This is a genomic window from Streptomyces sp. NBC_00829, assembly GCF_045161795.1.
GTDB lineage: Bacteria > Actinomycetota > Actinomycetes > Streptomycetales > Streptomycetaceae > Streptomyces.
On sequence record NZ_CP108867.1, the window covers coordinates 8,135,195 to 8,160,246 of the forward strand.

The 25,052-nt window shown below is 69.2% G+C and carries 23 protein-coding genes; 9 read left to right on the forward strand and 14 right to left on the reverse strand.

The window, feature by feature from the left end; all coding sequences use genetic code 11:
- Positions 1–22 precede the first annotated feature (22 nt).
- The 8 genes from OG293_RS36250 to OG293_RS36285 form a co-directional block, all read right to left on the reverse strand.
- On the reverse strand, positions 23–1,381 hold the full coding sequence (locus OG293_RS36250) for a TfuA-like protein (protein ID WP_406002988.1): 1,359 nt from the start codon (positions 1,379–1,381) through the stop codon (positions 23–25).
- Between the two features lie 7 nt (positions 1,382–1,388).
- Positions 1,389–2,495, reverse strand: a complete 1,107-nt coding sequence (locus OG293_RS36255; RefSeq protein WP_406003820.1) for a YcaO-like family protein — start codon at positions 2,493–2,495, stop codon at positions 1,389–1,391.
- 111 nt (positions 2,496–2,606) lie between these two features.
- A complete protein-coding gene (locus tag OG293_RS36260; protein ID WP_406002989.1) occupies positions 2,607–3,791 on the reverse strand; it encodes an NUDIX domain-containing protein in 1,185 nt (394 codons plus the stop codon).
- Complete coding sequence (locus tag OG293_RS36265; protein WP_406002990.1) at positions 3,791–4,270, reverse strand: NUDIX domain-containing protein; 480 nt, start codon at positions 4,268–4,270, stop codon at positions 3,791–3,793. Before OG293_RS36265 ends, OG293_RS36260 begins: the two co-directional genes overlap by 1 nt.
- Positions 4,271–4,280: 10 nt before the next feature.
- A complete protein-coding gene (locus OG293_RS36270) occupies positions 4,281–5,138 on the reverse strand; it encodes an aldo/keto reductase (protein ID WP_406002991.1) in 858 nt (285 codons plus the stop codon).
- A 39-nt stretch (positions 5,139–5,177) separates the two neighbouring features.
- On the reverse strand, positions 5,178–6,344 hold the full coding sequence (locus OG293_RS36275) for a radical SAM protein (RefSeq protein WP_406002992.1): 1,167 nt from the start codon (positions 6,342–6,344) through the stop codon (positions 5,178–5,180).
- Positions 6,345–6,605: 261 nt separating this feature from the next.
- On the reverse strand, positions 6,606–6,770 hold the full coding sequence (locus tag OG293_RS36280; protein WP_406002993.1) for a hypothetical protein: 165 nt from the start codon (positions 6,768–6,770) through the stop codon (positions 6,606–6,608).
- 119 nt (positions 6,771–6,889) lie between these two features.
- Positions 6,890–7,885 carry an aKG-HExxH-type peptide beta-hydroxylase gene (locus tag OG293_RS36285; RefSeq protein ID WP_406002994.1) on the reverse strand — a complete coding sequence of 332 codons (996 nt, stop codon included), beginning with the start codon at positions 7,883–7,885 and terminating at the stop codon, positions 6,890–6,892.
- Between the two features lie 163 nt (positions 7,886–8,048).
- On the opposite strand from OG293_RS36285, the gene OG293_RS36290 reads away from it, so the two are divergent.
- Positions 8,049–8,918, forward strand: coding sequence for a glycosyltransferase family 2 protein (locus OG293_RS36290; protein ID WP_406002995.1), 870 nt, complete (start codon positions 8,049–8,051; stop codon positions 8,916–8,918).
- A 235-nt stretch (positions 8,919–9,153) separates the two neighbouring features.
- Positions 9,154–10,503 carry a helix-turn-helix domain-containing protein gene (locus OG293_RS36295; protein ID WP_406002996.1) on the forward strand — a complete coding sequence of 450 codons (1,350 nt, stop codon included), beginning with the start codon at positions 9,154–9,156 and terminating at the stop codon, positions 10,501–10,503.
- A gap of 285 nt (positions 10,504–10,788) precedes the next feature.
- Here OG293_RS36295 and OG293_RS36300 read toward each other — a convergent pair whose 3' ends face one another.
- The gene (locus OG293_RS36300) at positions 10,789–10,953 is read right to left on the reverse strand and encodes a hypothetical protein (protein ID WP_406002997.1); all 165 of its coding nucleotides are present in this window, start codon (positions 10,951–10,953) and stop codon (positions 10,789–10,791) included.
- An 868-nt stretch (positions 10,954–11,821) separates the two neighbouring features.
- On the opposite strand from OG293_RS36300, the gene OG293_RS36305 reads away from it, so the two are divergent.
- Positions 11,822–12,538, forward strand: coding sequence for an alanine--tRNA ligase-related protein (locus OG293_RS36305; RefSeq protein ID WP_406002998.1), 717 nt, complete (start codon positions 11,822–11,824; stop codon positions 12,536–12,538).
- 338 nt (positions 12,539–12,876) lie between these two features.
- Here OG293_RS36305 and OG293_RS36310 read toward each other — a convergent pair whose 3' ends face one another.
- Positions 12,877–13,851 carry an NAD-dependent epimerase/dehydratase family protein gene (locus tag OG293_RS36310; protein ID WP_406002999.1) on the reverse strand — a complete coding sequence of 325 codons (975 nt, stop codon included), beginning with the start codon at positions 13,849–13,851 and terminating at the stop codon, positions 12,877–12,879.
- A gap of 142 nt (positions 13,852–13,993) precedes the next feature.
- On the opposite strand from OG293_RS36310, the gene OG293_RS36315 reads away from it, so the two are divergent.
- Positions 13,994–15,325 (forward strand): phosphotransferase family protein, encoded by a 1,332-nt coding sequence (locus OG293_RS36315; protein ID WP_406003821.1) that lies wholly within the window; start codon positions 13,994–13,996, stop codon positions 15,323–15,325.
- A 61-nt stretch (positions 15,326–15,386) separates the two neighbouring features.
- On the opposite strand, the gene OG293_RS36320 is transcribed toward OG293_RS36315, so the two are convergent.
- Genes OG293_RS36320 through OG293_RS36335 form a run of 4 tightly spaced genes read right to left on the reverse strand, consistent with a single transcriptional unit; the run spans position 15,387 to position 19,874 of the window.
- The gene (locus OG293_RS36320) at positions 15,387–16,634 is read right to left on the reverse strand and encodes a nucleotide sugar dehydrogenase (protein WP_406003000.1); all 1,248 of its coding nucleotides are present in this window, start codon (positions 16,632–16,634) and stop codon (positions 15,387–15,389) included.
- A gap of 11 nt (positions 16,635–16,645) precedes the next feature.
- Complete coding sequence (locus OG293_RS36325) at positions 16,646–17,794, reverse strand: hypothetical protein (protein WP_406003001.1); 1,149 nt, start codon at positions 17,792–17,794, stop codon at positions 16,646–16,648.
- Positions 17,794–18,642, reverse strand: coding sequence for a hypothetical protein (locus OG293_RS36330; protein ID WP_406003002.1), 849 nt, complete (start codon positions 18,640–18,642; stop codon positions 17,794–17,796). The genes OG293_RS36325 and OG293_RS36330 overlap by 1 nt, the downstream gene beginning before the upstream one ends.
- A complete protein-coding gene (locus OG293_RS36335; RefSeq protein ID WP_406003003.1) occupies positions 18,639–19,874 on the reverse strand; it encodes a M16 family metallopeptidase in 1,236 nt (411 codons plus the stop codon). The genes OG293_RS36330 and OG293_RS36335 overlap by 4 nt, the downstream gene beginning before the upstream one ends.
- A 468-nt stretch (positions 19,875–20,342) precedes the next feature.
- On the opposite strand from OG293_RS36335, the gene OG293_RS36340 reads away from it, so the two are divergent.
- Genes OG293_RS36340 through OG293_RS36360 form a run of 5 tightly spaced genes read left to right on the forward strand, consistent with a single transcriptional unit; the run spans position 20,343 to position 24,991 of the window.
- Positions 20,343–21,335: an ABC transporter ATP-binding protein gene (locus OG293_RS36340; protein WP_406003004.1), complete on the forward strand. Its 993-nt coding sequence runs from the start codon at positions 20,343–20,345 to the stop codon at positions 21,333–21,335.
- Positions 21,332–22,108, forward strand: coding sequence for an ABC transporter permease (locus tag OG293_RS36345; protein ID WP_406003005.1), 777 nt, complete (start codon positions 21,332–21,334; stop codon positions 22,106–22,108). The genes OG293_RS36340 and OG293_RS36345 overlap by 4 nt, the downstream gene beginning before the upstream one ends.
- Positions 22,105–22,908, forward strand: coding sequence for an ABC transporter permease (locus OG293_RS36350; protein WP_406003006.1), 804 nt, complete (start codon positions 22,105–22,107; stop codon positions 22,906–22,908). Before OG293_RS36345 ends, OG293_RS36350 begins: the two co-directional genes overlap by 4 nt.
- A gap of 39 nt (positions 22,909–22,947) precedes the next feature.
- Positions 22,948–23,622 (forward strand): PIG-L deacetylase family protein, encoded by a 675-nt coding sequence (locus OG293_RS36355; RefSeq protein ID WP_406003007.1) that lies wholly within the window; start codon positions 22,948–22,950, stop codon positions 23,620–23,622.
- A 28-nt stretch (positions 23,623–23,650) separates the two neighbouring features.
- On the forward strand, positions 23,651–24,991 hold the full coding sequence (locus tag OG293_RS36360; protein WP_406003008.1) for a protoporphyrinogen/coproporphyrinogen oxidase: 1,341 nt from the start codon (positions 23,651–23,653) through the stop codon (positions 24,989–24,991).
- The last annotated feature ends 61 nt before the right edge of the window (positions 24,992–25,052 follow it).

Below are 25,052 nucleotides of genomic sequence, written 5' to 3' on the forward strand. Positions count from 1 at the left end.
GATCACGGCACCGTGCGGCACGTCATTGGCTGAGCGCATAGCTCCTGACGTCCGTATCGCACCGTGCGGGGAGATACACTTCGCGGGCTGCCGCGATCATGCTCTCGACCGAATCGAACCCACGGTCGTGGGATGCCAGGGCGAGTTCGTCCACCGGCCGGCCCCATCGCTCAGCGAGCCACGCCGCCACTTGGTGGGCAGCTATCCGACGGTGGTCGAAGTCCGGTCGGTACGTACGTGCTGACTCGTTCAGTTCTCTGACCCGAGACACCAGTGATACGGCACGCTCGTAGGCCGCGAGCCGGCGAAACGCGCCACTGAGGAGTTCGGTGTGTACTACGCCCGGCCGGATACGACAGCTACGGACGAGGAACTTCGACATCAGCTCGGTATCGGTGAGGGTGGCTCGCTCATGGGCAGTGGTCCACTGCGGCAAGAACGCGAGGCCGTCGGGTTCGGGCGCGTACAGCCCCTTGTGTGCTCCGTGTTGGACGGCCAGCTCTGCCGGCCGGCCACCGGCAACCGTCTGAACCGGTGAACGGGAACACTCCCGCTGACAACAGTTCACTATCCAGTTCAGGACAGTCTCCTCGTGGAAGGCGGGATAATCCGGTGCGAGGATCTGGGCCAGGCAATGAGCATCACGTGCTGAGGCATTCCTGGCCTCGGTTTTCCACCCCTGCAGATAAAAAGTCGGCTCCGGATCAGGGAAAACGCCTTCGTGTGCCGATTCGCCAGCGCGCAACAGTCCGACGAGTTCCAGGGCATCCTCGCGCTTTCGATCGACTGGGTGCTCGCGGCAATACTCCACCATCACCTTCGCCGACGCCGCCGGAATCCCTACTCTGGACATGCTCCGGCCGAGTTCGGAGTAGTTACGGTCCCGGTAGGTAATTCCGCTCAAGTCTTCCACGACAGCGCGCAGTTGGTCGGTGGAACACAGGCCGGCATTCATCGCCCCGTCAAGCGTCGCGCGAATGTTTACGAGTGGCTCGGACATGTGTGGATAGCCGTCCTCTGCCGTACCGTGGACGAGCGTCACCTCGTCATCTGCCTGTAGCACCCCGGATCGGTAGTCGGCGAAGATCCCTCCCACGCCTCGCATGCCGAAGGGCTCCAGTTCTGCGGCCCGCAGGGCTCCCATGCTGGAAGCACCGAGGACTCCGGCACCGCCGCGAACTACTTCCATGATCTCCTTGTGCGGAATCGCTCTCCGCTGGTGAAAGTAGCCGTCGATGATCGCGACGACATCACCTCGCTCAAGGCGCATGGCCAGTAGGTCTCCTGCCGCCACAGGAGGCAGAATCTTCACTGCGGATCCGCGCGTCACATCCTCGGCATCGGGCAGTGTCGGCCCTACGAACAGGTATGTGGTCGGCATATCAGCCTCAGTAATCGTTGGGGCAGAGCATTCCAGGACATATGACCCGCACGACCGGAACGCCGATTTCCGGCCGGGTGTGATCGACCACCATCGGCTGATGCCCGGTCATCCCGCGCACTCGGGAAGCCAGCTCAGCCACTGCGCGATCCGAATCCCGGGGCAGGTCAACGGCCTCTACCCGCAATGGCGCGAAAGCGGGCATCGTCCGGCGCTCCCCGATCTTCGTGTCCGGATCCTGCTCGTACAGCAGGCAGCTGAAGTCTTCTCGCGTGCCGGCGATGGCCGCGAGCCTGGACTGTGCAGCTTCCGTCAGCGCTCGGCACAAAGCCGTGCCGGGATCGGCGTCGGCAGCGCTCCCGCAGAAGTCCGCCATGAAATCCTCGCTGAACGCCCTGACCCGGAAGCACGGTATCCCGGTCGGGGATTTCAGCGCCTCGATCTCCAGATCGACATTCGCCTTCTTGAATTGACGTACCAGCCCCGCCGCAGTCTCGGGGAGATCGTCGGTCAACACGTTCACCGTGGATTCCTCCGCGACTCGCGCAAGAGCGTCCCGTTCAATCACCTCAAGGAGGCCGTGAAGGATCGCATCATTTCTGGTGATGCCGCTGCTCAGGCCATTGCTCGTCACGTCGAAAAGAATGGGCTCCCACATCTCGTCGACCCTGCTGTCCAAGCGAAGTGACGCAGTCGGAACCAACGTCTCACGAGCGGTCAATATCTCCGCTGCCGATGTCCACTCGAGCCTTGTTCCCGAATTCAAATAGCTTCTCTTGGTCAGTCGCAACGCACTGACCGGATATCTCACTGTACCGTCCACCTCGCGCATCGATGCCACGAGGCAAGGGTCATCGACCCGCTCCGCATGCCATGCCTCGATCGCCTCCATTGCGGCGGATATGAAGGCCAGAAGCAGGGTGGACCCTTTCCCCTGGGCAACGGAGACGGTGCGCGAATTTGGCCGGATCGCCTGCGCACAGGGAATTCCAACCTCGTCCAGCCATGTGATGTCGGCGACTCGCGTTACTCCGACCTTTTGGATCGCCGGTTGAATGCGATTCCAGGTCTCTTCTGCTATTGATATTCGATCCATGACGACAAAGCGCTCCATCGCTTTCACTGACCGTCTTCTGCCTGCGCAACTCAGCACTCGGCACGGGGCAGGGGCCATGACACCGGAGTGGGTGTCACGGTCCCTGCCGTGCCGCACGGGTGTTTCGGCTCAGCCGGAGGGCGGCAGCGTGAGGGGAGGCGGTGCCGGGGTCGGCGGGCACCCGCAGACTTGTTCCGCCCGCGGGCTCTCGCGACGGATCGCCGCCACCACGGCCGCGGTCGCTTCGTCGACTGCGGCGAAGTAGTCTCCCCACCCGTGGCCGGCCGCCGGTTCCAGGGACAGGTCCAGCACGGGCCGACCGTCCTTGCCGGACTGACACTCCAACCGGTCCGATCCCACCAGCACGCGAACCGGGGCCGGGCACCGCGCGGTGACTGCGGCGGCCACCCGGCACAGCGCGGCTGCCACGGCGGCCCACTCCTCCGCGTCCCGGGGCAGAATGCCCACTCGCCGCGGCACGGGTGCCATGGACGCACCGGTGTACGCGTGCCCCTGACAGCTGTCGTAGGTGACGCACCCCCACTCGGACACGCAGACCTCGACCAGATCGCGCACGCCCGGCTCCAGGGCCTCCCGCCACTGGGGGTGCGCCGGGTCCAGGTCGTCCGCCTCCTGTACGCCGGGCAGGCCGACGGTGTTGATGTTTCCCTCTGTACTGGTCAACAGCGGGACCGGCACCCGGACCGCCGACGGGTCCTGCCAGCGGCGCAGAAACTCCGCCACATCCCGCATGCTGTTGGGTGTGCGGGGCCGCGAACGCAACCGACGGCAGCGGACCTGCCTTCCCGGCTGGAACGTCACATGCTCGCCCTCCGGGGCGTCACTGACCAGTTGGTCGTGCCCGTCGACCCGACGCAGTGCTTCGACCAGTGCCGGCCCCATGGGCGGTATCAGCGGCGCGTCGGCGAGATCGGCCAAGTCCAGCCAGACCAGGGAGTCCTCCTCACCATCACCGGGCAGCTGCGGTTCACTGCCGGGCAGCAGACGGGCCTCGAACGTGAACTGCACCCGCTGATATTCGGGTTCCCAGGGATCGTTCGGGTCGGGCAGGTGCTCGAAGACCAGGACCTGGCGGCCGACCTCGACCCGGGCCCGGCACTCCTGCCACAGCTTGCGGACCACGGCGTCGCGCAGGCTCTCACCGTTCAGCACCCTGCCGCCGGGCAGGTTGTAGTGGGGCTCGGGCGTGTCGTAGCCGACCAAGAGCACTGTGCCGTCACGTACGACGGCGGCCTTGGCGCTGACGCTGATGCGCTGCGGTTCCCGGGTGGTGGGCGGGGGCGGGGTGACCATCACCGAACCGGTTCTTCGACGCGGTGCCAGATCCCGGTGGAGAGCGGCGACCGCAGCGCTGCCAGGAGCCGTTCCTGTATGGGAGGCAGCAGCGGAAGTTCCGTCAGTTCGGTCAGCGGCACCCACTCGGGTGTGCCGCCGTGCGGGTCCCGGGCCGGTGGCCCGTCCCCGGGGGGCTCAGCACCGTCCGGGACGTCGGCCAGCACGACGCATTCGAACTTGTGGTGTACGGCCGGGTCGCTGCCCCGCCCGGCGGGCAGGCTCTCCTCCACGAACAGCAGGCCCCGCACCTCGGTGCGCAGGCCGCACTCCTCAGCCACCTTGCGCACCACGGTGTCGGCCAGGCCCTCGTGTGCCTTGGCCTTTCCGCCGGGCAGGTTGTAGTGCGGTCGTGGACGGTCGTAGCGCAGCAGCAGGATCTGCTCGTTGCGGAGCACTACGGCTCTGGCGGTCACGTGGACGCTGGGCACGGCGGACATGAACGACTCCTCATCGGGTCGGCTCAAGGGGCGAAATGGGCGAGGTCGCGGCCGATACCGCCAGGGCGTCCAGCTGCGAGGAGGTCAGCACCAGGCGTGCGGCCGCCGTGTTCTCCTCCAGGTGCCCGACATCGCGGGTGCCCGGGATCGGGACGACCACGGAGGACAGGGCCAGCAACCACGCGAGCGCGACCTGCGACGGTGTCGCCCCGGCCAGTTCCGCCACGTGTTGTGCCGCGGGGCCGGCGTCGCCGTACAGGACGGGGGTGTACGCCAGGAAGGCAATGTCGCGTTCCTCGCACAGCCGCAGCACGTCCGTCGATTCCCGGTCCTCGAGGTTGAGCCGGTTCTGCACTGCCGCGACAGGTGCGATCTCCAGAGCCGTGCGCAGCTGCGCGACGGTCACGTTGCTCACGCCCACGTCCCGCACGAGGCCCTCTTCCTGAAGCTGTCTCAGGGCACCCACGGATTCGGCGAACGGCACGGCTGGGTCGGGCGTGTGGAGCTGGTACAGGTCGATCGCGTCGGTTCGCAGCCGGCGCAGGCTCGCCCGGCATGCCTCGCGCAGATGCTCGGGCCTGCCGTCGGGATGCCAGCCTCGGTCGGGCGTGCGGACGAACCCGCCCTTGGTCGCGATGACGACCTTGTCGCGGACCGGAGCCAGGGCGTCGGCGACCAGTTCCTCGCAGGTGTACGGCCCGTAGGCGTCCGCCGTGTCGAACAGCCGGACCCCCAGCTCGGCCGCGCGCCGCATTACAGTGCGGGCGTTGACCGGGTCCTTGGGCGGTCCCCAGACACCTGAGCCGTTCAGCCGCATCGTCCCCAGCCCGACGCGACGGCCGGCCAGGGCGTCCACGAGCAGTGCCATGTGTTTCCTCACGATTCTCGCCGAATGTGTCTTGGGTGGTCAGGCCGCGGACGCGACTCCCGTGGGCACCGTGGCGGCCACGTGGTCGATGAGCCGCTTGCGGGCGTCGCAGTACTCGTCCGCCAGAGGTGAGCCCTCGTACCGCAGACGCTCGCCGAGCATGCCGCCGCGGCAGGTGCTCAGATGACTGCACCCGGAGCAGGAGGTCAGGACGCGCTGCAGGTCGGCGCGGAGTTTGGGACGGTGCGCGAAGGAGACCATCTCGTCCAGGCTCTGGCGGTCGTTGAGGTGTCCCAGAAGGCCATGGGGAAGGGACAGCTCGTCGGAGGTGCCGATCCGGCCGTCGGGGTAGAGCGTGACGATGTACGGGGTCTTGCGGTCGCTGAAGGACTCGAAGGAGTTCGGCTTCCCGGCAACCGCTCGGATGACGCTGATGAAGGGCTCGATCGTGAACTGCCGGTACAGGTCCAGGTCTCGCCAGGTGTCGTACATCTCGATGGCGAAGTCGGCGTACTCGGTCGGCGTAAGGGCCCAGCCGGGCACACCCACGCCGTCCGGGTTCAAAACGGCGAGCGAGCGCCGGTTGGCGGTGCGGTACTGCTTGCTGACGACGTTGTAGTCGAAGCACGGCGACATTTTGATCGCCTTGACACACGGGAAGCGGGCGATGTTCTCCAGTACTTGGGGCGCCCGGCCCAGCATCTTCCTGGTGACGACGGCGATGACGCCCACCTCCCGGCCGCGGCGTCCGAGCAGATCCAGCGCGGCGGTGATGCGGTGGTAGACCGGGCGGTCGGTGAAATCGACCCGGTGGGCGTTGCCCTCCTCGTCGCCGTCCAGGCTCACCCCGATCTCGATGTCGGGCCATTGCTCGTCGAAGAAGTCCAGCCAGGCGTCGTCCAGGAGAGTGCCGTTGGTCTGCATCGCCACGCTCACCGGCCCGGGGTATTGCCTGATGACCTCCAGCAGCTGCGCCATGCGGCGACGAGGCAGCAGCAGCGGCTCACCGCCGTGCAGCTCCAGCGCGAGTGGTCGGTCGCCGCACTTGTTCAAAAAGCGTCGGAGGGTGTCGGGCGACAGGCGCAGCGCCTGCTCGTAGGGTTTGCGCCGCTCGTAGCAGTAGTGGCAGTTGATGTTGCAGGTCTCGCCGACCAGTTTGAGGATCGTGAGCAGTGTGTCCCCGGGAGCGGGGAACTGCAGGTCCATCGTGTCGCCCTGCTTTCTTGGTCATGAGTTGATGGGCGTCTTGGTCATCGCGGCCACCGACGGCGACATGGGCGCATTCGGCAGCGCCGACCGCCTCGTCGACCACGCCGGCCAGTGCCTGCCCCGCGCGACTCCGGACGTGTCAGCGCGGCCTTCCGCGGTGCGGGGCACCGTTGCCACGGGGCGGCGGGGGCGCGTCGGCCCGAGGCCCGCCGCCCCGCAGCGGTCACGTCAGGGGGCTGAGAAGGCCCGGCAACGGATTCAGCCCTCGACGTTCTCCGCGACCTGCTGCCTCTCCACGTTCTCCGCGACCTGGTGCATGGTGCGCGAGGAGACGGAGGAGGAGTGCGCCATCTGGCGCACGTCGCTGTCGATCTCGACCTCGGAAACGGCCTCGGCGAACTGGTCGAAGTTGATTTCCTGCATGGTGTGTCTCCTTTGGGGATGGTGGGTGAACGGCGGCACAGCTGGCGTGGGCCGATGGCCGCCCCGGCGCGCGGCTGCGCGCCGGAACCTGTGGGCCTGTGAGGGGTGAGCCGGGGTGCTCAGCGGGGCCGGGCGTCCGGGCCGAGGGCATCCACGAGTGACAGCCGTTCGCCGACCAGTTCCCGCACTGCGGGGCTGGGCACGAGAGCGAGGACCCTGTCGATGTCGCGCCGATGTGCGGTGAAGACGCGGCACTCGGCGGTCAGTCGTTTCTGCCGGGGGCAGTCGGCGCCGGCAGGCCGCTCCTGGAGCGACGCGAGGTAGAGGACGACGTTGGAGAAGGCGAAGGCCGCGTGCAGGATGCCGTGCGGCGGTCGGGGCTCTCCGCGCCAAGGGGAATGAAGCCAGGGCTGTGCGGGCAACACCGCGCCCTCCGCGGCCAGGCACTCGTTCAGCCATGAGTGGCTGGACTCGTGGACCAGCACCTCGCCTGCCGTCTCCGCTGCTTCCGGCTGCTCCATGAACACGGTGCCGGGCAGGAACGACAAGGCGTAGCTGTGGGGCAGCAGACCAGGCGCCTGTGTCCCGGTCCGGACCACCACGCCGCAGGCGTCGGTGAGCAGCGGCCCGAAGCCGGCCGTCACCGCAAGTGCCCGGCCTGTGATGAGGATGTCGTGGAACGCCTGCTGGTGCGCCCGACCGGCGCCGACGACGGCTTGGTCCGTAACGCAGTACACCGGGTCGTCGAACCCCGGAGGGTGATGGCTCACCATGTGCGTGGCTTCCACAGCCATCGTCTCGCCCGCCCCGGGCAGGCGGGGCAGGTCCTCGCGGCCGGCCCACAGCGCCAGGGCGCTGTGGGCCTCGGCGCTGTCGCCGGACCGCGCAGCGGCCGAGCAGCGCTCCAGCGCATGGTGAAGCAGGGCGTAGTCCAGCACGCTGCCCGGGCGCGGTCTGCCGACCGGCGCACCGGACAGCGCCTCCAGGGCCCGCAGCGTCCGGTCGGCGCGTTGCTCGCGGTGGGCCGCCACCTGCTCGCTCAACCCCGGCGACCAGTCGGAGCACGCCGTGAAGGGAGGGGGTGGCGGGGGGATCACCTGCGCGGATCCGTTCATGTGCGTGCTCCTTCCGCCGGGGGTCGGCCAGTCGGCTTCGGCACAGAAAGCTGGGACGAAGTGCCGTTCGTCGACAGATCGAAAGATATTGACACTCAATTATGACAGAAATATTGTCTCATCTGTCAAGCAGTGAGTCACAAAGGTTCAGAAAGGGTTCGGCATGACGGAACAGCAAGTGGCTCCCGGCCTCACCGTGGTGATTCCGTGCCGCAACGCCCGGGCCACGCTGGGCGAGCAGCTGGCGGCGCTGAGTGCACAGCGCACCGCTTTCTCCTGGGAGGTCATCGTCATCGACGACCGCTCCACGGACGGCTCGGCCGATCTGGCCCGTTCCTTCGCCGAACGGCTGCCACAGCTGAGGGTGCTGGTCAATCAGCGGCACCGGGGTGCGGCATCGTCGCGCAATCAGGGCGCCCGCTGCGCGCGGGGGCGAGCGCTGCTCTTCCTGGACGCCGACGACGTGGTGGGCCCCGGCTACCTCCAGGCCATGGGCGAGGGCCTGGCCGAGCGCGTGCTCGTCTGCCCGGTCCTGGATTTCAGCTCACTCAACGACCCCAGGGAATTGGCCGGTTCGCCCAGACCCATGCCCTCGCGGCCCTACCGGATGTTCGGCTTCCTCCCCCACGCCGGTGCCGGCGGACTCGGAGTACGGCGCGACGTCTTCCTCGAACTCGGCGGCTTCGACGAATCGATCCGCTGGCTGCACGACGCGGATCTGTGCTGGCGGGCACGGCTGGCCCTCGGCCATGAACTGCACGTCGTGGACGAGGCGGTGCTCCTGCTCAGGCTGCGGCAGGGACTGCTCGCCCTGTACCGGCAGGGCGTGTCCAACGGCTGCGACGGCATGGTGCTGCGGCGCGAGTACGCCGACTACGGCATTCCCTGGACCACCTGGAGCCGGCACCTGCGGCAGTGGAGGACAACCGCCGAGGAGCTCACTCGTCTGCGTCGCCCCGAAGGACGGCGAGCGTTCGCCTGGCGCCTGGGCAAACAGGTCGGCCGACTACAGGGCATGTTGGCCAAGGAGTGACAGACGCCCTGCCGCGGAGATCCTGGACGTGATCCACTGGGCGATGGCTGGCAAAATATCCCGCGAACCGACCGGAGAATCCACATCAAACCGGCGAATCGAAACCGACAACCTGCCCACAACATCCTGAACATCGATCAGATACCCTCTCACGACCTGTGCGTGGTGGCGGGTAGTCGGGTTAAGCTTGACTGGCCAGTTTACTTACACGTCCAATCAGTCAATGGAGAGAGGGATGCATCCCAGCTCCCCAACATTGGGGTCGTATATCCGTCGAATGCGTCGGACCGCGGGTCTGTCCCAGGCGGAACTAGCCGGCGACAATCTGTCGGCGAGCTACATCTCGCTGCTTGAGGCGGGCAAGCGCGTCCCCTCGGCCGAGGTGCTTCGCCAGCTGGCGGAGCGTCTCAACTGCGACCCCGATGAGCTTGCCGCGATGACCGGACCGGTGCCGGTGGACATCAAGGACTTGGAGGTGGAGCTCCGGTACGCCGAGGTCGTCCTGCTCAACGGGGACCCGACGGCCGCGCTCAAGGCATACCAGGCGGTGCAGACCAAGGTCACCGCGGCGGCGCAGCCGCAGATCTGGTACACCGCGGAGCTCGGCATCGCCCGGTCCCTGGAGCACGCGGGCAGGCTGGAAGAGGCGGTCGTCCGTTACGAGGCGCTGCGTACGGAGGCCGCCGGCAGTCGCGCCACGACATCGCGACTGACGGTGGTCACGGCGTTGTGCCGCTGCTACCGGGAACTCGGTGACCTCTCGCACGCCATCGAAATCGCCGAGACCGCGCTGAGCGATTTGGAGGAGCTTCACCTGGCACCGACAGTCATCGGCGTGGAGTTGCTCTCCACCCTGGTGGGCGTCTACTCCGAACGCGGCGACCTCCACCGCGCCTCCTATCTGGCCTCCCAGGCCATAGAACAGGCACAGACGATCAGCGACCCGAAGGCGTTGGGCGCGGCCTACTGGAACGCCAGTGTCGTCATGCACCGCAATGGCCGCACCGCCGATGCCCTCGTGCTCATCGAGAAGGCCCTTGCCATCTACGCCGAAGGAGAGGACGACCGAGCCCTGGCGCGACTGCGCAACGCCTACGCGGTCGTACTTCTGCAATCGGGGCAGCCGGAGGCGAACACGGCCAAGGACCTGCTGGAACAGAGCATCGACACGCTGCGCCAAGTGGGGAGCAACGTGGACCTGGCCTACTGTCGAACGGCGTTGGCTCGCGCGGAGTTCATGACGGGCAACACCGCCGCGGCCGTCGACCAGGCCATCGAAGCGCTGGACCTGCTGGGGCCCGAGCACCGACTGGAGAGTGCCCGTACGCTGCTGGTGCTGGCCGCGGCCCGACTGGCCCAAGGCGATCGGGAGGGCGCCCAGGCCGCGTACGAGCGTGGGGCGCTGATGCTGGAAGCCTCCGAGGCGGGGCGCCAGGCCGCTTTCGCCTGGGCCGAACTGGCCGAAATCCTGGAGGCGTGCGGCGAGGACGAGCGCGCCCTGTGGGCCTACAAGCAGAGCATGCGGTGCGTGGGCCGCCGAGAGAGCCTCTTCGGCAACCTCCCCAAGGCCAGGCACGCGCACTGAGTCGAGTCGGGGGCGAGCCCGGACCGAGGCAGTCGAGCGAATCCGGTTCCCCGGTCGCCTTCCGCGTCTCCGGGACATCTCGGGGCCCGTATCCACGGAGCAGGGGAGTTTCCCGCAAGCGCTGGGGTCCTTCTGACGGACCTCCTTCGGGACCTTCAAGGCCGGGCGGAGTGGCAGCTCGCCGGTGAATTCCTCCCGGCGGGGGCTTGCGGCGGCCCAAGTGCCGCTTCATCCCTTTCGGCGATCCCGGCCGCTCGGGTGCAGTGCACATTCTGCTGCGCACCGTCAGCAGCACAGGGGAATGTCGCCGTCTAAGTCGGCGTCGTTCCCCGCCAGCACCACGGTGCCGGGCAGTGGCCGGCCCGTCGGGGCCACTCCGCCCAGGGCTAAGGAAGACAGCAGCATGAGCACCGACACAATACAGCGGGTCAGAAATCCGTCGCGCTTCAAGAAATCTCCTTGTAGTCCTTTTCGGGCATTCATTAAAAGCAATCGCATATTGTCAGTCTCAACGGCCTCTTGTCAATGGTCGACCGGGGAACGGAAATGCCGCTTTATTTCCGTTTTGTCACCTGCTCACCTGCGGCTTTCGCTCTGGGCTCACCCTGTCCCGACGGTCAAGATTGACTCAGTTTTCTAATCCGAGTTATAGTGAGTCACTATTGAGTCACTTAAAGTAATATTCACAGGGGCAGTGATATTCATGACGAGCGAGCGCAGGGGTCCGACCAGCGGCTCCGGGGCCTTGGAGCTGGCGGCAGCAGTACTCGGTGCGCACCGCTACCACCGTCAACTGCCGCCCGGCCTGGTTCCCGCTGGGAGCACGTCCTTCGCCTCGTATGCGGCAGCCAGTTGGCCGGACCACCTCCTCGGCTCCGTCCCGCGTCGCGGCGGAGGGGCTTACTCTCTGCGGTGGTCCATCCATACCGACCGATTGGAAGCTCCTCCGGCTTCCGTGCCCCTCACCGCCCAACGGGTACTGACTGCGGCATGGGCGGGTGACCGACCGCTCGCCGGAGCGATCGCGGAAGTCATGGAAGCCCTGGCGGAAGGAGGTATCGACCGAGCGGACACCGTCTCGGTCATTGCTTCGCTTCCGGGGCAGGCCGGCGCTGTGACATCAGCACTGGCCCGACTCGGCGTCGGATCGCGAAAGCTCGCCTTCGACCAGAGTCCCTATCTGGCGCCTGCCCGCATGCACCCCCGGCTCGGCCCCTGCCTGACCTTTCACGTCGCAGCCGGTCCCCCCTGCTCCTTGAACTGCGAGCCCGGTTGCCGGTGCGGCCGATTCCTGCTCCTCGCATACCTCCACTTCAGGATGGCGACGGGCCGCAGCGGCACGCTCCTGAGCGGCCGACCCGTGTTCGAGGCCGTGATTCTGGAAAGCTCGCTCCTGTCCGCGGCCGGCGGCACAGCCGACCCTTACGGCTCCACCCGCTTGGCCCCGCTGATCAACACCATCCGCGACTTCGTGGTCCACGAAGTGCACACGTCGATGCCTGCGCGGAGCCTGCGACTGCTCACTGACCGGTCCTTCACCGCCGCACTGCTTCTGGGCGCCGGAGCCGTGCCAGGCGCCCGGGGGCCGGACCACGTCGTGCGGCGACCGCTACGACAGGCCGGGGCCGAACTCGTACGGTTCGGAAGCACCCTGGACCAGCTGCCCCGGCTGGTGAGGGAAGCGGACCGGCTGGTGCGCGTCCCTCTGGGCCTTCCTCCGCTGACGTCCGACCAGCTGGCCCTGATCGACCGTGAGATGGAGGCCTTCTCCAGGGTGCTCGCCTCGGGACGCGACCGCTTCCTCCGGGAATTACGGCCGGGCCGGAGCCCCGAGGACCATGCCCTGAACCTTTGGCGTCTGCACTCGGTCCACGGGGTGCCCCTGAACATCGCCATGACCTGGTACCGGGAACACGCCCTGCCGGTGTCCCTGCGCCACTGCGTGGCGGTTGACTTCGCGGCTCGAAGCAGCCGCACGATGGTCACGTCCGCCGGGACGGTGCATCGACCCGGTACGGCGTCGACGGCTCGATGACGTCGGCGTCGACGGCGTCCGGCTGCGGCACCGCAACTTCGGCGTAAGTCCTTCGACCGGGTAGCCGAGTACGCGCATCCGGCGGCTGATCGCGATGCGCTTGTCCAGCGCCGCGGGGGGAGGCATGCCCCATCGGTTTGCGCAGGCCCGGCCGGGCGATCAGCAACACCGCGAACACGGAACTTCGGGGTGCTTGGCCGACGCCGAGCCAGGCTTCCCGCTCAGTCTCGGCAAAGCGGGCGAGGAGGTTGGCGCGGATCCAGGGTGGCTGACCGCGGAAGAGCTGCTGTGCGCTGACGGGGCAGTGGACGCCTCGTATGCCAGGGCGCCTACGCCCCTCAGCCCGTGGGCGCCAGCCGGTTCACCGTGGCGCCCACGACCTCCTCGATCGACGGCCAGCGGGACGGTCCGGCCAGTTCGGCGAGGCGGGACACGTCCGGCACCCGGTGCCGTACGTCGGTCCGCCCCGGAAACGCCTCCTCGTACGGGCGGAACCGGATGTCCCCGCGGCCGACCGTCCGTACCACCAGTTCCGCCAGTTCCAGGACGGATGTGCGCGCCGCTGTGCCCACGTTGACCACGGCTCCTCCCGGCTCCCATGCCCGGGGAGTGTCGATCAACCGCAGCACCAGCCGGACGAACTCGTCGACGTCCGAGAAGCAACGCGTCTGCCGTCCGTCGCCGTGCACCGTCAGCGTGCCTCCGGCGAGTGCCCTCTCCGCGAAGGAGGGCACCACCATCCCGTACCGGGACACCTGACCGGCTCCCACCACGTTGAACGGCCGCACCACCAGCACCGGCCGGTCGTGTGCGGCGCGCAGCCCGAGCTGCTCCATCTCCCATTTGCCGGTGGCGTACCCGGGCACGCCACCGTCGTAGCGCAATGGCACCGTGCGGTCCACCGGCTGCCGTTCCGACATCGGTGTCGCGATGTCACTGAGTCCGTAGACGGCGGAGGAGGAGAACAGGACGGCCGGTGCCTCCCCGGTGTGGCGGAGCAGCAGTCGGGTGCCCTCCGCCGCGACCCTGTGGGCGAGTTCGCGCTCGCGGGTGGCGAGCCGCATGCCGACGACGCCGGCGAGGTGGACCACCAGGTCCACGCCTCGTGCGGCCTCGCGCAACGTGTCCGCGTCGAGCACACTGCCGACGGTCAACTCGGCGCCCGGCGGACAGCCGGGGGTACCCGTGGAGAGGTCGTCCAGCACCCGTACCCGGCATCCCCGGCGCACCAGAGCGGCGACGAGCGGACGCCCGATGAAGCCGCAGCCGCCGGTGACCAGTACCTCGCGGGGGTGGTCCGCCACGTGCTCCACGAGCAATCTCCTCCCCTTGACTGGTCGCACGACGTTTGGTGCGCACGCAATCGAAGGTCTGTGAAAATGTATGTGACAGCCTATATTGACTACGCTGTATTGAGCAACTGACCGAACGAGAGGGGCGATTTCCTTGTCGCATGTGGACGTCGACGTGATCGCGCCGGACCCGGTACGGCCCGCCGTGCTGGTTCGGGACACGGAGGGCGGGCCGCGGCTGCCGAGCCTCGGCTTTCCCGGTAAGTGGGCGCCCTCCGACCGGCGCCTGACCGAGGAACTGGCGCGAGCGACCGGTCTGGAGGCCACGATTCTCGAACCGCTCGGCTACACGGCGTTCGTCGTCGCACCACGCGATCCGGCCGCTGCCCCGCCGGCCGGCCTGCGCTGGGCTGAGGGCGCCGAACTGGAGCGCATCGGCGACCGGGCGGACCTGGTTCGCGACTGGCTCGCCCGACGGGCCGCCGGCGCCGACGCGGCCAAGCCGGCCTGGCTGCGCCCCGGTTGGTACGAACAGGCGACCCGGTGGACCGGCGACGTGCTGGCCGGACTGGGCGCGAGGCACACCGGCGCACCGACGCAGGAGAAACTCTGGAGCATGTCCTGTGTGTTGCGGTTCGACACCGACCACGGCGCCCACTACCTGAAATCGGTACTGCCCCACCTGGCACTGGAACCGGACGTGATCGGCTATCTTGCCGCCCGATGGCCGGACCGGCTGCCCAGGATCGTCGGCAACTCCCGCGAGGACGGCTGGTGGTTGAGCCCGGACTTCGGCGGTGTCCCGACGCAGGACCTGACTGCGGGGGAGCGCACCGGCTGTCTCAGCGCGCTCGCCGAGATGCAGCGGTCCCTGGTCGACCGGACATCCGACCTGACCGCCCTGGGCTGTCCGACCTTGGGGCCGGCCGACGTGGCCCGGCGGGTACCGGAACTTCTGGCCCGGCAGGATGTGTGGGGAACCCGGGACGAACCTCTCGACGGCTTCCGCACACTCGACGGCCAGGAGACCCGCCGCTGGCTGTCCGCGGGGGCGTGGCTGGAGGACCGGTGTGCGGCACTGGACGCACTGGGCATCCCGCTGACGCTGGTGCACGGCGACTTCCACATGGGCAACGCGGTGCGCAACGCGGACGGAAGTTTCCTTCTCTACGACTGGAGCTTCGCCTCCGTCTCCCACCCTTTCTTCGACCTGGCCTCCTGGCTGCACGGCGCCACCGATGACGAGGCCGCCACCGCGGTCGGGGAGTACCTGGCGTGCTGGGGCGACGCTCTCGGCCCGGACGACCTGACCCTGGCCTGGCGGATCGCCAAGCCGGTGAGTGCGCTGGTGGAAATCCTGAAGTTCGTGGATCTGTGGGACACGGTCGGGCCCGGCTACGGCTTCAACTGGTCACCCATGGTCTACGGCTGGGCCCGCCGGCTGATGCGGGCCGCGGCCGATCCCGAGACGGAGCGCGCGGCCTGGCACAAGTGACGTCGACGCCTGCGGGACCGGACGCGGTGGATGCTGCCGGTCCCGGTATCGGACCTCTCGTTCACAACTGCTCGACCCGGGGATGGTTGAAGCGGCCGCGGCAGTCCAGGAGCAAGGGCGCGTGGGCAAGCACCATGTCGTAGTCCATCTCGTCGTGGTCGGTCACCAGAACGACCGCGTCGCTGCGGGCGCACTGCCGCGGTGTCAGCTCGACCAGCGACGGCAACCGGACGTCGCCGGTGTCGGCGCGGGGATCCGCGATCCGTACCCGGGCGCCCGCCGAGGCGATCGCGTCGCCGATCGCGAGCGTGGGCGACTCGCGGATGTCGGGCACCCCGGCCTTGTAGGACAGCCCCAGCAACAGCACCTCGGCTCCCGCCAGATCGCCGCCTCGGCGCACCAGCGAGCGTCGCAGCCGGTCCACGACGTAGGCGGGCCGGGACTCATTGACCCGCCGGGCCGACTCCAGCAGGGTGCTGGGCGTCCCGGCCGCTGCCAGCGCGTGCCCGAGGTACCGGACGTTGTTGGGCAGACAGTGACCTCCCACTCCGGGACCGTGGGAGAAGGGCAGGAAACCGTAGGGCTTGGAGGAGGCAGCCGCGACGACCTCACGGAAGCTGACACCCATGGCATCCGCGGCGACGCTGAGTTCGTTGACGAACGCGATGTTGAGATAGCGGAAGGTGTTCTCCAGCAGTTTGGCGAACTCCGCGACCTCACAACTGGAGACCGGGACCATGTCCTTGAAAACCGTCGCGTAGAAGGCATGTGCCGTTGCCGTCGCCGTGTCATCCAGCCCGGCAAGCAATTTGGGCACCTCCCGATGGTCGCCGTCCCGCCCCGGATCGATACGTTCCGGGCTGCAGGCCAGGTGCACGTCCGTGCCGGGACGCAGTCCCGAGACGCGCGTGAACCGCGGCGCGACGTGCCGGCGCAGAGCACCCGGATAGAGCGTCGACTCCACCACGACCAGGGCGCCGGGCCGCGCGGACCGCGCGACCTCGTCCATCGCGCGGTCCAGCAGTGACAGGTCCGGTGTGCCCGCCCCGGTCACCGGCGTCGGTACCGCGATGAGATAGACGTCGACGGCCTCGGCGCCGGTCAGATCCGGTACCGGGACGAACCGTTCGTCGGCGGCTGCCTCGCGCAGGTCGGCCGTGGTCACGTCGCTCAGGTAGGAGCGGCCCTCGCGCAGGGCGCGCAGGCGGACGGGGTCGGCTTCGACGGCGAGCACCGAGTGTCCGGCGCGGACCACGGCCAGGGACAGCGGAAGGCCTACGTAGCCCTGGCCGATGACGGCGACAAGCATCGCGATCCTCCTCAGCTCGCCGGTCGTCCCGCCGCCGGAACGACGGAGGGGCTCGGTTCGGTGGATGCCTCCTCGGCGGCCAGCCGCTCGGCCTCGGCGTGGGCCGCCTCGTACAGGTCCTCCTGCACCAGCGAGTCGGCCACGAGCAGGTAGTCCGCCACCGGTGTCAGCAGCAGGGTGCTGCCTTGCGGTCCCGGCCGCAGCCGGGCCGACCGCCATGCCCTGCGGGGATGCGCCCAGCGCAGCCGCATCCCGTGCACAGGCAGGCCACCGTGTGCGAGACGTGCCGCCACGCCCTGGGCCCGCGGCCCCACGCAGGCGGCGCGGCGGGCCCGTTCGTCGTCGGCCGGCCGGCCCAGGGAAGCGATGAGGTCGTCGGCCATCGATCCGAACAGGCCGGAGTTCTCCTTGCCGAAGTCGATGAGTTCCTGGAGCTCAGGGGCCAGCAGATACTCGGCCGCGGCCTCGCACAGGCCGGCCGCGGTCAGGCGCGGGTCGTGCAGCAGCAGAGCCGTGTCGAGCACGTCCTTGGCGTTGAACGGGCGCTGGAAGCGCTCCTCCGCCAGGGACAGCAGGTCGGCGACGGTCTGGTGCAGCGGCAGCGTGGTGCGCAGCGGGACGCTCTCCAGATCGCCGCAGAAGGCGAACGTGGACAGATCCACGTGGAGTGGGCGGTCCAGCAACGGGTCGGCCGCAGCCCAGTACGGAGCGACGACCAGGTGCCGTATGGGGTCGCCGAAGACGGCGACGTCCATCTCCTCCAGCTCGTACCGGTCCGCCAGGTACGCGGTGGCGTCCCACAGGGCTCCCTCGTCGGGGGCCACCAGATCCAGGTCGGACATGGAGCGCACCAGTCCGCGCGGGTACAACCGGGCCAGTGAGGGCCCCTTGACCATGCGGGCGCCGAAGAACCGCCGGCAGTCGGCGGCGATCCGCCGGTACTCGTCCACCCGGCCGCGGGCGCGGGCGAGTTCGTCACGGGAGCCGGAGCCGAGCGGCACACCGGCGCGGCCCGCCACTGACATCACCAGCGGCACCAGGGCGGAGGAGACCATTCGGGACTGGCGCACCAGGACGCGCGGACCGTCGTCCTCGTCGACGTCGAGCAGCCGGTGGAGCAGGGGCAGGTCGATTCCGTCGGCCGGGCTCGTATCGGCCATCACATGTCTCCTCGGTCCAGGGGGTGGTGCCAGTACTCATGGGTGACGCGCCAGCCCTTGGCCGTCAGAGAGGCGACGATCCGTTCGCCGTGCCCTTCGCCGTCGCTGCCGGGCGCCGAGTGGACGACGTTGCCGACGAGCGGGCGGCTCGCGCGGGCGGCCCGTTCGGCCGCGGCGGCGATGAGCAGATCCGTGGCGGGGCCGCGCAGCTCCGGCCGGGCGACGAGGGTGTCCCACAGGTCGACGAACGGCTCGCCGGTCAGGTCGTCGTACTCGTCCATCAGCAGGGTGCCGTGGCCGACGGGCTCGCCGTCGGCCACGACGACGAGCGTCACCCGGTCCGCGCGGTTCCACACCGCGTCCGCCGCGGCGGCGACCTCGGAGGCGGCCGCGCTGGTCCGGCGCGCGCGCAGACCGTTGCCGATCGCCTCGGCCAGCCAACTGCGCACGCTCCGCACGTCCGCCGCCGTCGCCTCGCGAAGCACGAGTCCGCTCGCCGGGACGGCAGCGGCGGCGTGCAGGCGCAGATAGGTGAGGGAACGGGTCCAAGGGGCGGGCAGTGCGCCTTGACCGGGGTGACGCAGGAGGACGCTCGCGGCGCCGGGCACCATCGCGTCGCTCAGGCCCGGCAGGCGGCCCGCGTGGTGCGGCGGGCCGAGCAGGGCGGGCGCGGCGTACTCGACCAGGCACTGCAGTTCACCGGTGAGCGGATCGCCGTGCTCGCCGGCCACGACGAGGTGTCCGTCGAGCCGGTGCACGGCTCCGGCGGCGTCGGCCGCCTCCAGGTAGGCCGCGCAGGGAACCCGCGCCGCCCGAGTGTGCGCGGGCCCGCTTGCCGTCGAGGTCATGACGGCTCCGGTCGCACGACGATCACCAGGTCCTCCAGGACGGCGGCGGCAGCGGCGGCGATGTCCGGGAGGCCGACCGTCTCCACCCAGGTCAGTTCTTCCTCCAGACTCCAGTGGACGGTGCCGGAGCGGGACTTGGCGGCTATCTGGGTCGCCGCGTCAAGCGGGCTGTCGGCGTCCAGGACGCTCCTGGTCAGGGCCCTGTGACGAGCGGCGGCCAGGGCTTGAGGGGTGGTGTCTCCGGCGGCGATGTTCTCCAGGGTGTCGCGGATGCCCTGGAGCACCCGGGGGCCGTTGGCCGTCTCGGCGCCCGCCAGGACCCGCCACGAGCCGCTTTCCAGGTAAGGGCGGTACCAGGAGTGGAAGGTGTAGACGAGGCCGTCCTCGACGCGCAGTCGCTGGTAGAGGGGGCCGGTGGCGGTGGAACTCATGAGGTAGGACAGCACCCGGTAGGCGTGGCGCCGAGGATCGGACGCGGCGGGCCCGCGGGACCCCACGGACATCCAGCAGAAGTCGTCGGCCGGCCATCGGACTTCGCTGCCGCCGTCTCCGAGAGAGGACAACGCGGCCCGCCGGGACTCCGCCGACGCGCGGTCCGTCGTATCCGGGCGGGACAACGGCGTGCCGTCGAGCGCGTCATGCAGCCGGTCGTCGGTAAGGCCACCCACGCTGACCAGGGCCATGCGCCGGGGCAGCAGATGACGGGCGTGTACGGCCATGACGTCGTCGGCACTCGTCCGGCGCACCTCGGATGCTGTGCCACCGACCGGTCGCCCGAGCGGATGGTCGGCGAAGAGGCGGGCCAGGTAGGCGTCCTGGACGACGTCGCTGGGATCGGCGTCAGCGGCGGCCAGTTCCTGCAGCACCGCACGCCGCTCGCTCTCCAGCGTCTCCTCGCCCACGCGCGGGTCGAGTGCCGCTTGGGCCAGGAGCCGGGCGACCTCCGCGGCGTTCTCGGTGCGTACGTGGGCGTAGAAGAGCATGCGTTCCAGGCCCGTGGTGGCGTTGGTGCTTCCGCCGAGTTCGTCGACGCGTTCGGAGAGCGAGGGGCCGGCGCCGATCGGCGCGGCCATCAGGACGTGCTCCAGCAGATGTGCCGTCCCGCCGAGCCCGGGCGGGTCGTGCCGTGACCCGAACTCGACCGACAGGCACAGTGCCGTGGTCAGCCCCTGCTGGGTGTGCGTGATCACGGTCGCCCCAGGGACGGGAACGCGTGTGATGGTCTGTGACATGGGTGTCGCCCTCCGCGCGGGCGGTCCGCGGCGCGCGCCGCCCGTGGTCCTGTGTCCGGTCTGCCGAAGCCGGGCTGCGGGATGTCCGAGCACCCCGCAGCCCGGGAGGAGCCGCTTAGCGGGTCCCCTTGACCTTCACCTTGTCCAGGCGCGGACGCATCAGAGACACGTGGTTGCGAGTCATGTTCACCTCCTGATCGATGTCGGCAAGAGAGCCGGCGACAACGGCCGGGCATCCGGAGGAAGCCCGGCCGAGCCGGTATCCGTGCCCCAGAAAGATTGAACTTGTCAAAGATCTTTGTCAATATCCGCAGTCAAAAATCGGTTCTTTTTGTCCAGGTTAATAGGCGTATATACCCTGGATTGACGCTCGCTTCGAGGGGAACTCATTTCCCCTGGCTAAATCCATGACAGGATGAGTCACATATGCGAGTCAGATAGTTGGCGCTGCGGGCGAAAGGCGTGACCGTGACGGAAGCGGGCCTACGGGACTCCGAGTGTGCGGTGGAGGTCGACCGGTTGGGGCGTACATTCGAGCAGCGGGGTGGTCGCGGCCGGGCCGGCGACGGTGCGCGGACGGCTCTGGACGGCCTGGAGCTGCGCCTGCCCTACGGCGAGGTACACGGCCTGCTGGGCCCGAACGGCGCGGGCAAGACGACCCTGTGCAAGATCCTCTCCACGGTGCTGCTGCCCACCTCCGGCACAGCACGGGTGGCCGGCCACGACGTGGTCCGCCAGGCCCGCGAGGTGCGCCGCCTGATCGGCCTGGTCTTCGGCGGTGAGCGGGGTCTCTACAACAGACTGACGGCCCGTCAGAACCTGCGGTACTGGGCGGCTCTGTACCGGCAGCCCGGCGGCGGCCGAGGCCGGGTCGACCGACTGCTGGAGCGCGTGGGGCTGGCCGACCGGGCCGACGATCCGGTGGAGACCTACTCGCGCGGCATGAAGCAGCGGCTGCACCTGGCCCGCGGTCTGATCGGTGACCCCCGCGTCGTCATCCTCGACGAGCCGACGACCGGCATGGACCCTGTCGCCGCCCACGAGTTCCGCACCCTGGTGCGGGAACTGCGCGACGAGGGCCGCACCGTACTGCTGACCACCCACGACATGGCCGAGGCCGAAGCGGTGTGCGACCGGGTCTCGCTCATCGACCGCGGCCGGCTGATCACGACGGCGGAACCGCGGACGATCGGCACGTGGCTGACCCGCTTCGAACGCGTGCGGGCCCACGATGTCAGCACCGTGCTGGCCGCCACCGTGGCAGAACTGCCGGGAGTCGCCCGGGTCCGCTGGCACGAGCAGCCCGGTTCGGTGACCTTTGAGACCGAGGCGCAGGGAGCGGCCCGCACGGTCGTGCAGTGTCTGATGGCCGCCGGGGTCACGTCGATCACCACGGGCCCGCCGCCGCTGGAAGAGGTCTACCTCCATCTCCTCGGAAAGGACAGGGGGTTGACCGTATGAGCGGCCTGACGGTGTTCCGGGCCGCCCTGCGCCAGCAGGCGCAGTTGCTGCGCCGGTCGCCGGGAGACCTGGTGAGCCTGGTGATCACGCCGCTGTACGCGGTGATCTTTCTGGCCATCACCGAACACGCCGGACGGTCCGGTCTCACCGCATACGCGGTCGTCGCGCCCCCGGTGATGGCGCTGTGGTCGATGGCCCTGCTGGTGTCCGGCAACATCGTCGACAGCGAGCGCTCCGGCGGCACGCTGGAGGCGCTGCTGGCCACACCCGCCTCGCTCACCACCGTCATTTCCGCGCGCGTCTGCACGGTCACACTGATCAGCCTGGCGGGCGTGCCCGAGAGCTGGCTGGTCGCCCGCCTGCTCTTCGACGTCACGCTGCCGGTACCGCATCCGGTGCTGTTCACGGTGGTGATGCTGTCCACCGCTCTGGCGACAGCCGGCACGGCAACCGCGCTGTCCACGCTCTTCGTCCTGGCCCGGGCCGCCCGGGCTTACCAGAACTCGCTGAACTACCCGCTGTACATCCTGGGAGGCATCATCGTCCCGGTGGCGCTGCTGCCGCACTGGCTGCACCCGTTGACGCACGTCGTCTTCCTGTCGTGGTCCTCTGAGCTGCTCCGCGACTGCCTGGCCGAGCCACCGGTGCACGCGGTCCTCCCGCGGCTCGGCGCCGTGCTGGGACTGGGCGCCGCCGCCTACCTGCTGGGCAGCCTGGGGCTGCGCAGGGCCGTCGACCGGCTGCGTGCCACCGGGGCGGTGGGACAGGCGTGACCACCGTGCTGAACACCGTGCGAGTGCTGCGCTATGCGGCGGCGACCGGATTCGCCGACTTCTTCGCCGTGTACACCTGGCGTACCTGGATCTTCGGCTGGCTCTCCCGCGTACTGTGCCAGGTCGCCTTCTTCGCACTGATCGGCCAACTGGTCGACACGCCGGGACAGACCCGTTTCCTGCTGGTCGGCAACGCCGTGACGATCGCCGCCATGGAGAGCTCCGCCGTCGTGGCCTCGACCACGTGGGAGCGGCGCGCGGGAACGCTGCCCCTGCTGGTGGCCTCGCCGGCCGATCCCGCCGTGGTCTTCTGCGGACGCAGCGTGCATTGGATCGTCAGCGGTGTCGTCACCTCGCTGACCTCGCTGCTCGTCCTCGGCCCCTTCTTCGGTCTGCGCTACGGCCCGGCACAGGCGCTGGCCGCCGCCGGGATCACGGTGGTGGTCTCGCTGTCCAGCTACACCTTCTGTTTGGTGCTGGCCGGTCTGGTACTTCGGCGCATGGGCCTGCGCAACATCGTCGGCAATCTGGCATCGCTGAGCATGATGGCGTTCTGCGGGGTACAGGTGCCCACCGACTTCTGGCCGCGATGGGTCGCGGCGGTGGCCGCCGTGCTGCCGGTGACGCACGGCCTGTCGGCGATGCGGGCGCTCCTGGACGGCGCCGGAGCCGGCCGTGTGCTGCCCGCGGTCCTGCTGGAGGCCGTGGTCGGCGTGGGCTGGGCCGTGGTGGCGGCGCTGACCTTCCGCCGGCTCGCCGAGCGAGGCCGCGCCGACGGTTCGATCGAGTTCGGTGACTGACCCGGACATCGCACACCCCTGGGGAACTTGGAGGCGATCATGAACGGAACGGAACGGGTGCTGGTAGTGGCACCGCACCCCGACGACGAGGTGCTGGGAGCCGGGGGGACGATGGCCGCGTTCGCCGCGGCCGGCGCGGACGTGCGGGTAGTGATCATGACCAAGGCCGGGCCGCCGCGTTTTCCCGCCGCGCTGGGAGAGGCAGGCATCAGGGAGGCGAAGCAGGCACACGCCCTGCTCGGCGTCAAGGAGACCGTGACACTGGACCTGCCGATCGCCGAACTGGACACCCTGCCGCACGCGGACGTCAACGCCCGGCTGGGGGAGGTGTTCGCCAGGATCGCGCCCACCCACGTCTTCCTGCCCTTCGGCGGTGACCTGATGGAGGACCACCAGCGCGTGTCGCTGTCGGCACTGGTCTGCTCCCGCCCGCTGGGCGCGGACGCCCCCGTGGGCGTGTACGCGTACGAGACCCTCTCCCAGACCAACTGGAACGCGCCCTACGCGCCCCGCTTCGCCCCGACCGCCTTCGTGGACGTCTCCGAGCACCTGGAGTCCAAGATCGAGGCGATGGCCCAGTTCGAGTCGCAGCTGCGCCCCTTCCCCCACGAGCGCTCCCTGGAGGCGATCCGGGCGCTGGCCACCCTGCGCGGAGCGCAGCACGGCTGCGTGGCCGCCGAGGCATTCGTGACGATCCGACAGCGGCTGGGGTGAGGCGGCGGTGAGGACCGTGGATTGCGAAGTGCTGGTTCTGGGAGCCGGACTGACCGGGCTGAGCGCCGCCGCCGCGTACGGCCCCGGGGCGGTCGTCCTCGAGCAGGAGGACCGCCCCGGCGGCCTGGTGCGGACCGAATGTTTCGACGGATGGTGGTTCGACCGCGTCATCCACCTGCTGCACATGTCCGATCCCGGCACCGAGGCCTACCTGCGCGCGTTGCTGGGCGACACGTTCGCCCCCTGCCCACCGCAGGCCTGGATCGACACGGCGGCCGGCACGGTCCGCTACCCGTTCCAGCTGCATCTGTCCGGGCTGGAGCCGGCTGTCCGGAAACGTTGCCTCGCGGACTTCGCCCGTGCCGGCCTCGGACCGGACCCGGCGGGCGCGGCCGACTACGCCGAGCTGTTGGAGCGGGCGTTCGGCCGGGGTATGTGCGAACAGTTCTTCCTGCCCTACAACACCAAGATGTGGCGGCGCCCGCTGACGGAGCTCGCCCCGTCCGGCTTCCAGTGGAACCTGACTCGTCCCACGCTCGCGGAGGTGGAGCGGGGCGCATCGGGCGAGGACGGTTCGGCGCTCGCCTACAACGGCAACGGCTGGTACCCGCGTCCGCCGGCCGGCGCCGAGGTCCGCGGTATGGAGGTATTGACCACCGCACTGGCGGACCGGGTCGCCGACCTGCGCACGGCACACCGCGTGGTGCACATCGATCCCGCGAAGCGCACGGTCCTTGCCGAGCACCAGGGCCGCACCGTGTGCTTCCGGTACCACCGAGGGTGCCTGTCCACGATTCCGCTGCCCCGGGCCGTGGAGCTGTGCCCGACCGTGCCCAGGAGCGTGCGTGACGACGTACGGCTGCTGCTGTGGAACCGGGTGCGCTCGGTCGCGCTGTCCATACGCGGGCCTCGACCGCGCGGAACCGGGCACTGGAGGTACTACCCCGATGCGGAACTGCCCTTCACCCGACTGGTCTTCATGACGGAATTCGATCCGTTGACGGCCCCGCCGGACGGCTGGGGGCTTCTCGCGGAGGTTCCCGAGCGGGCCGAGGAACGGCCCGGGACCGACGCGGCTGTGGCGGAGGCCGTCTGGCGCGGGGTCGGCCGGACCGGTGTCCTGCCCGCCGGTTCGCAGCTGACCGCCTCACATGTGATGACCGCGGACCCGGCCTACGTGGTGTTCACCCCGCAGAACCGGGCCGCGATGGAGCGGGTGCGCGCCTATCTGAGCGCGTTGGGCGTCACTCCGCTGGGCCGCTACGGGTACTGGGAGTACTCCTCGATGGAGCGAGCGGTGGCCGACGGCCTGAGCTGGGGACGGTCCCACCGTCCGGAGTGTGTGCGCCCGTCCGCGCTATCCGGGTGAGCACCTCCTCGGTGACGGCGTCGAGCGTGTCCTGAAGGGGGCCGGAGTTGTCGATCCGCAC

What these genes read in the sequence shown, in the direction of transcription:
- OG293_RS36355 (WP_406003007.1), top strand. Translation starts at nt 22,948, where the DNA reads ATGAACGGAACGGAACGGGTGCTGGTAGTGGCACCGCACCCCGACGAC.
- OG293_RS36255 (WP_406003820.1), bottom strand. Translation starts at nt 2,495, where the DNA reads ATGGAGCGCTTTGTCGTCATGGATCGAATATCAATAGCAGAAGAGACC.
- OG293_RS36305 (WP_406002998.1), top strand. Translation starts at nt 11,822, where the DNA reads ATGGCGACGGGCCGCAGCGGCACGCTCCTGAGCGGCCGACCCGTGTTC.
- OG293_RS36280 (WP_406002993.1), bottom strand. Translation starts at nt 6,770, where the DNA reads ATGCAGGAAATCAACTTCGACCAGTTCGCCGAGGCCGTTTCCGAGGTC.
- OG293_RS36345 (WP_406003005.1), top strand. Translation starts at nt 21,332, where the DNA reads ATGAGCGGCCTGACGGTGTTCCGGGCCGCCCTGCGCCAGCAGGCGCAG.
- OG293_RS36265 (WP_406002990.1), bottom strand. Translation starts at nt 4,270, where the DNA reads ATGTCCGCCGTGCCCAGCGTCCACGTGACCGCCAGAGCCGTAGTGCTC.
- OG293_RS36330 (WP_406003002.1), bottom strand. Translation starts at nt 18,642, where the DNA reads ATGACCTCGACGGCAAGCGGGCCCGCGCACACTCGGGCGGCGCGGGTT.
- OG293_RS36260 (WP_406002989.1), bottom strand. Translation starts at nt 3,791, where the DNA reads ATGGTCACCCCGCCCCCGCCCACCACCCGGGAACCGCAGCGCATCAGC.
- OG293_RS36320 (WP_406003000.1), bottom strand. Translation starts at nt 16,634, where the DNA reads ATGCTTGTCGCCGTCATCGGCCAGGGCTACGTAGGCCTTCCGCTGTCC.
- OG293_RS36295 (WP_406002996.1), top strand. Translation starts at nt 9,154, where the DNA reads ATGCATCCCAGCTCCCCAACATTGGGGTCGTATATCCGTCGAATGCGT.
- OG293_RS36270 (WP_406002991.1), bottom strand. Translation starts at nt 5,138, where the DNA reads ATGGCACTGCTCGTGGACGCCCTGGCCGGCCGTCGCGTCGGGCTGGGG.
- OG293_RS36290 (WP_406002995.1), top strand. Translation starts at nt 8,049, where the DNA reads ATGACGGAACAGCAAGTGGCTCCCGGCCTCACCGTGGTGATTCCGTGC.
- OG293_RS36250 (WP_406002988.1), bottom strand. Translation starts at nt 1,381, where the DNA reads ATGCCGACCACATACCTGTTCGTAGGGCCGACACTGCCCGATGCCGAG.
- OG293_RS36335 (WP_406003003.1), bottom strand. Translation starts at nt 19,874, where the DNA reads ATGTCACAGACCATCACACGCGTTCCCGTCCCTGGGGCGACCGTGATC.
- OG293_RS36285 (WP_406002994.1), bottom strand. Translation starts at nt 7,885, where the DNA reads ATGAACGGATCCGCGCAGGTGATCCCCCCGCCACCCCCTCCCTTCACG.
- OG293_RS36325 (WP_406003001.1), bottom strand. Translation starts at nt 17,794, where the DNA reads ATGGCCGATACGAGCCCGGCCGACGGAATCGACCTGCCCCTGCTCCAC.
- OG293_RS36275 (WP_406002992.1), bottom strand. Translation starts at nt 6,344, where the DNA reads ATGGACCTGCAGTTCCCCGCTCCCGGGGACACACTGCTCACGATCCTC.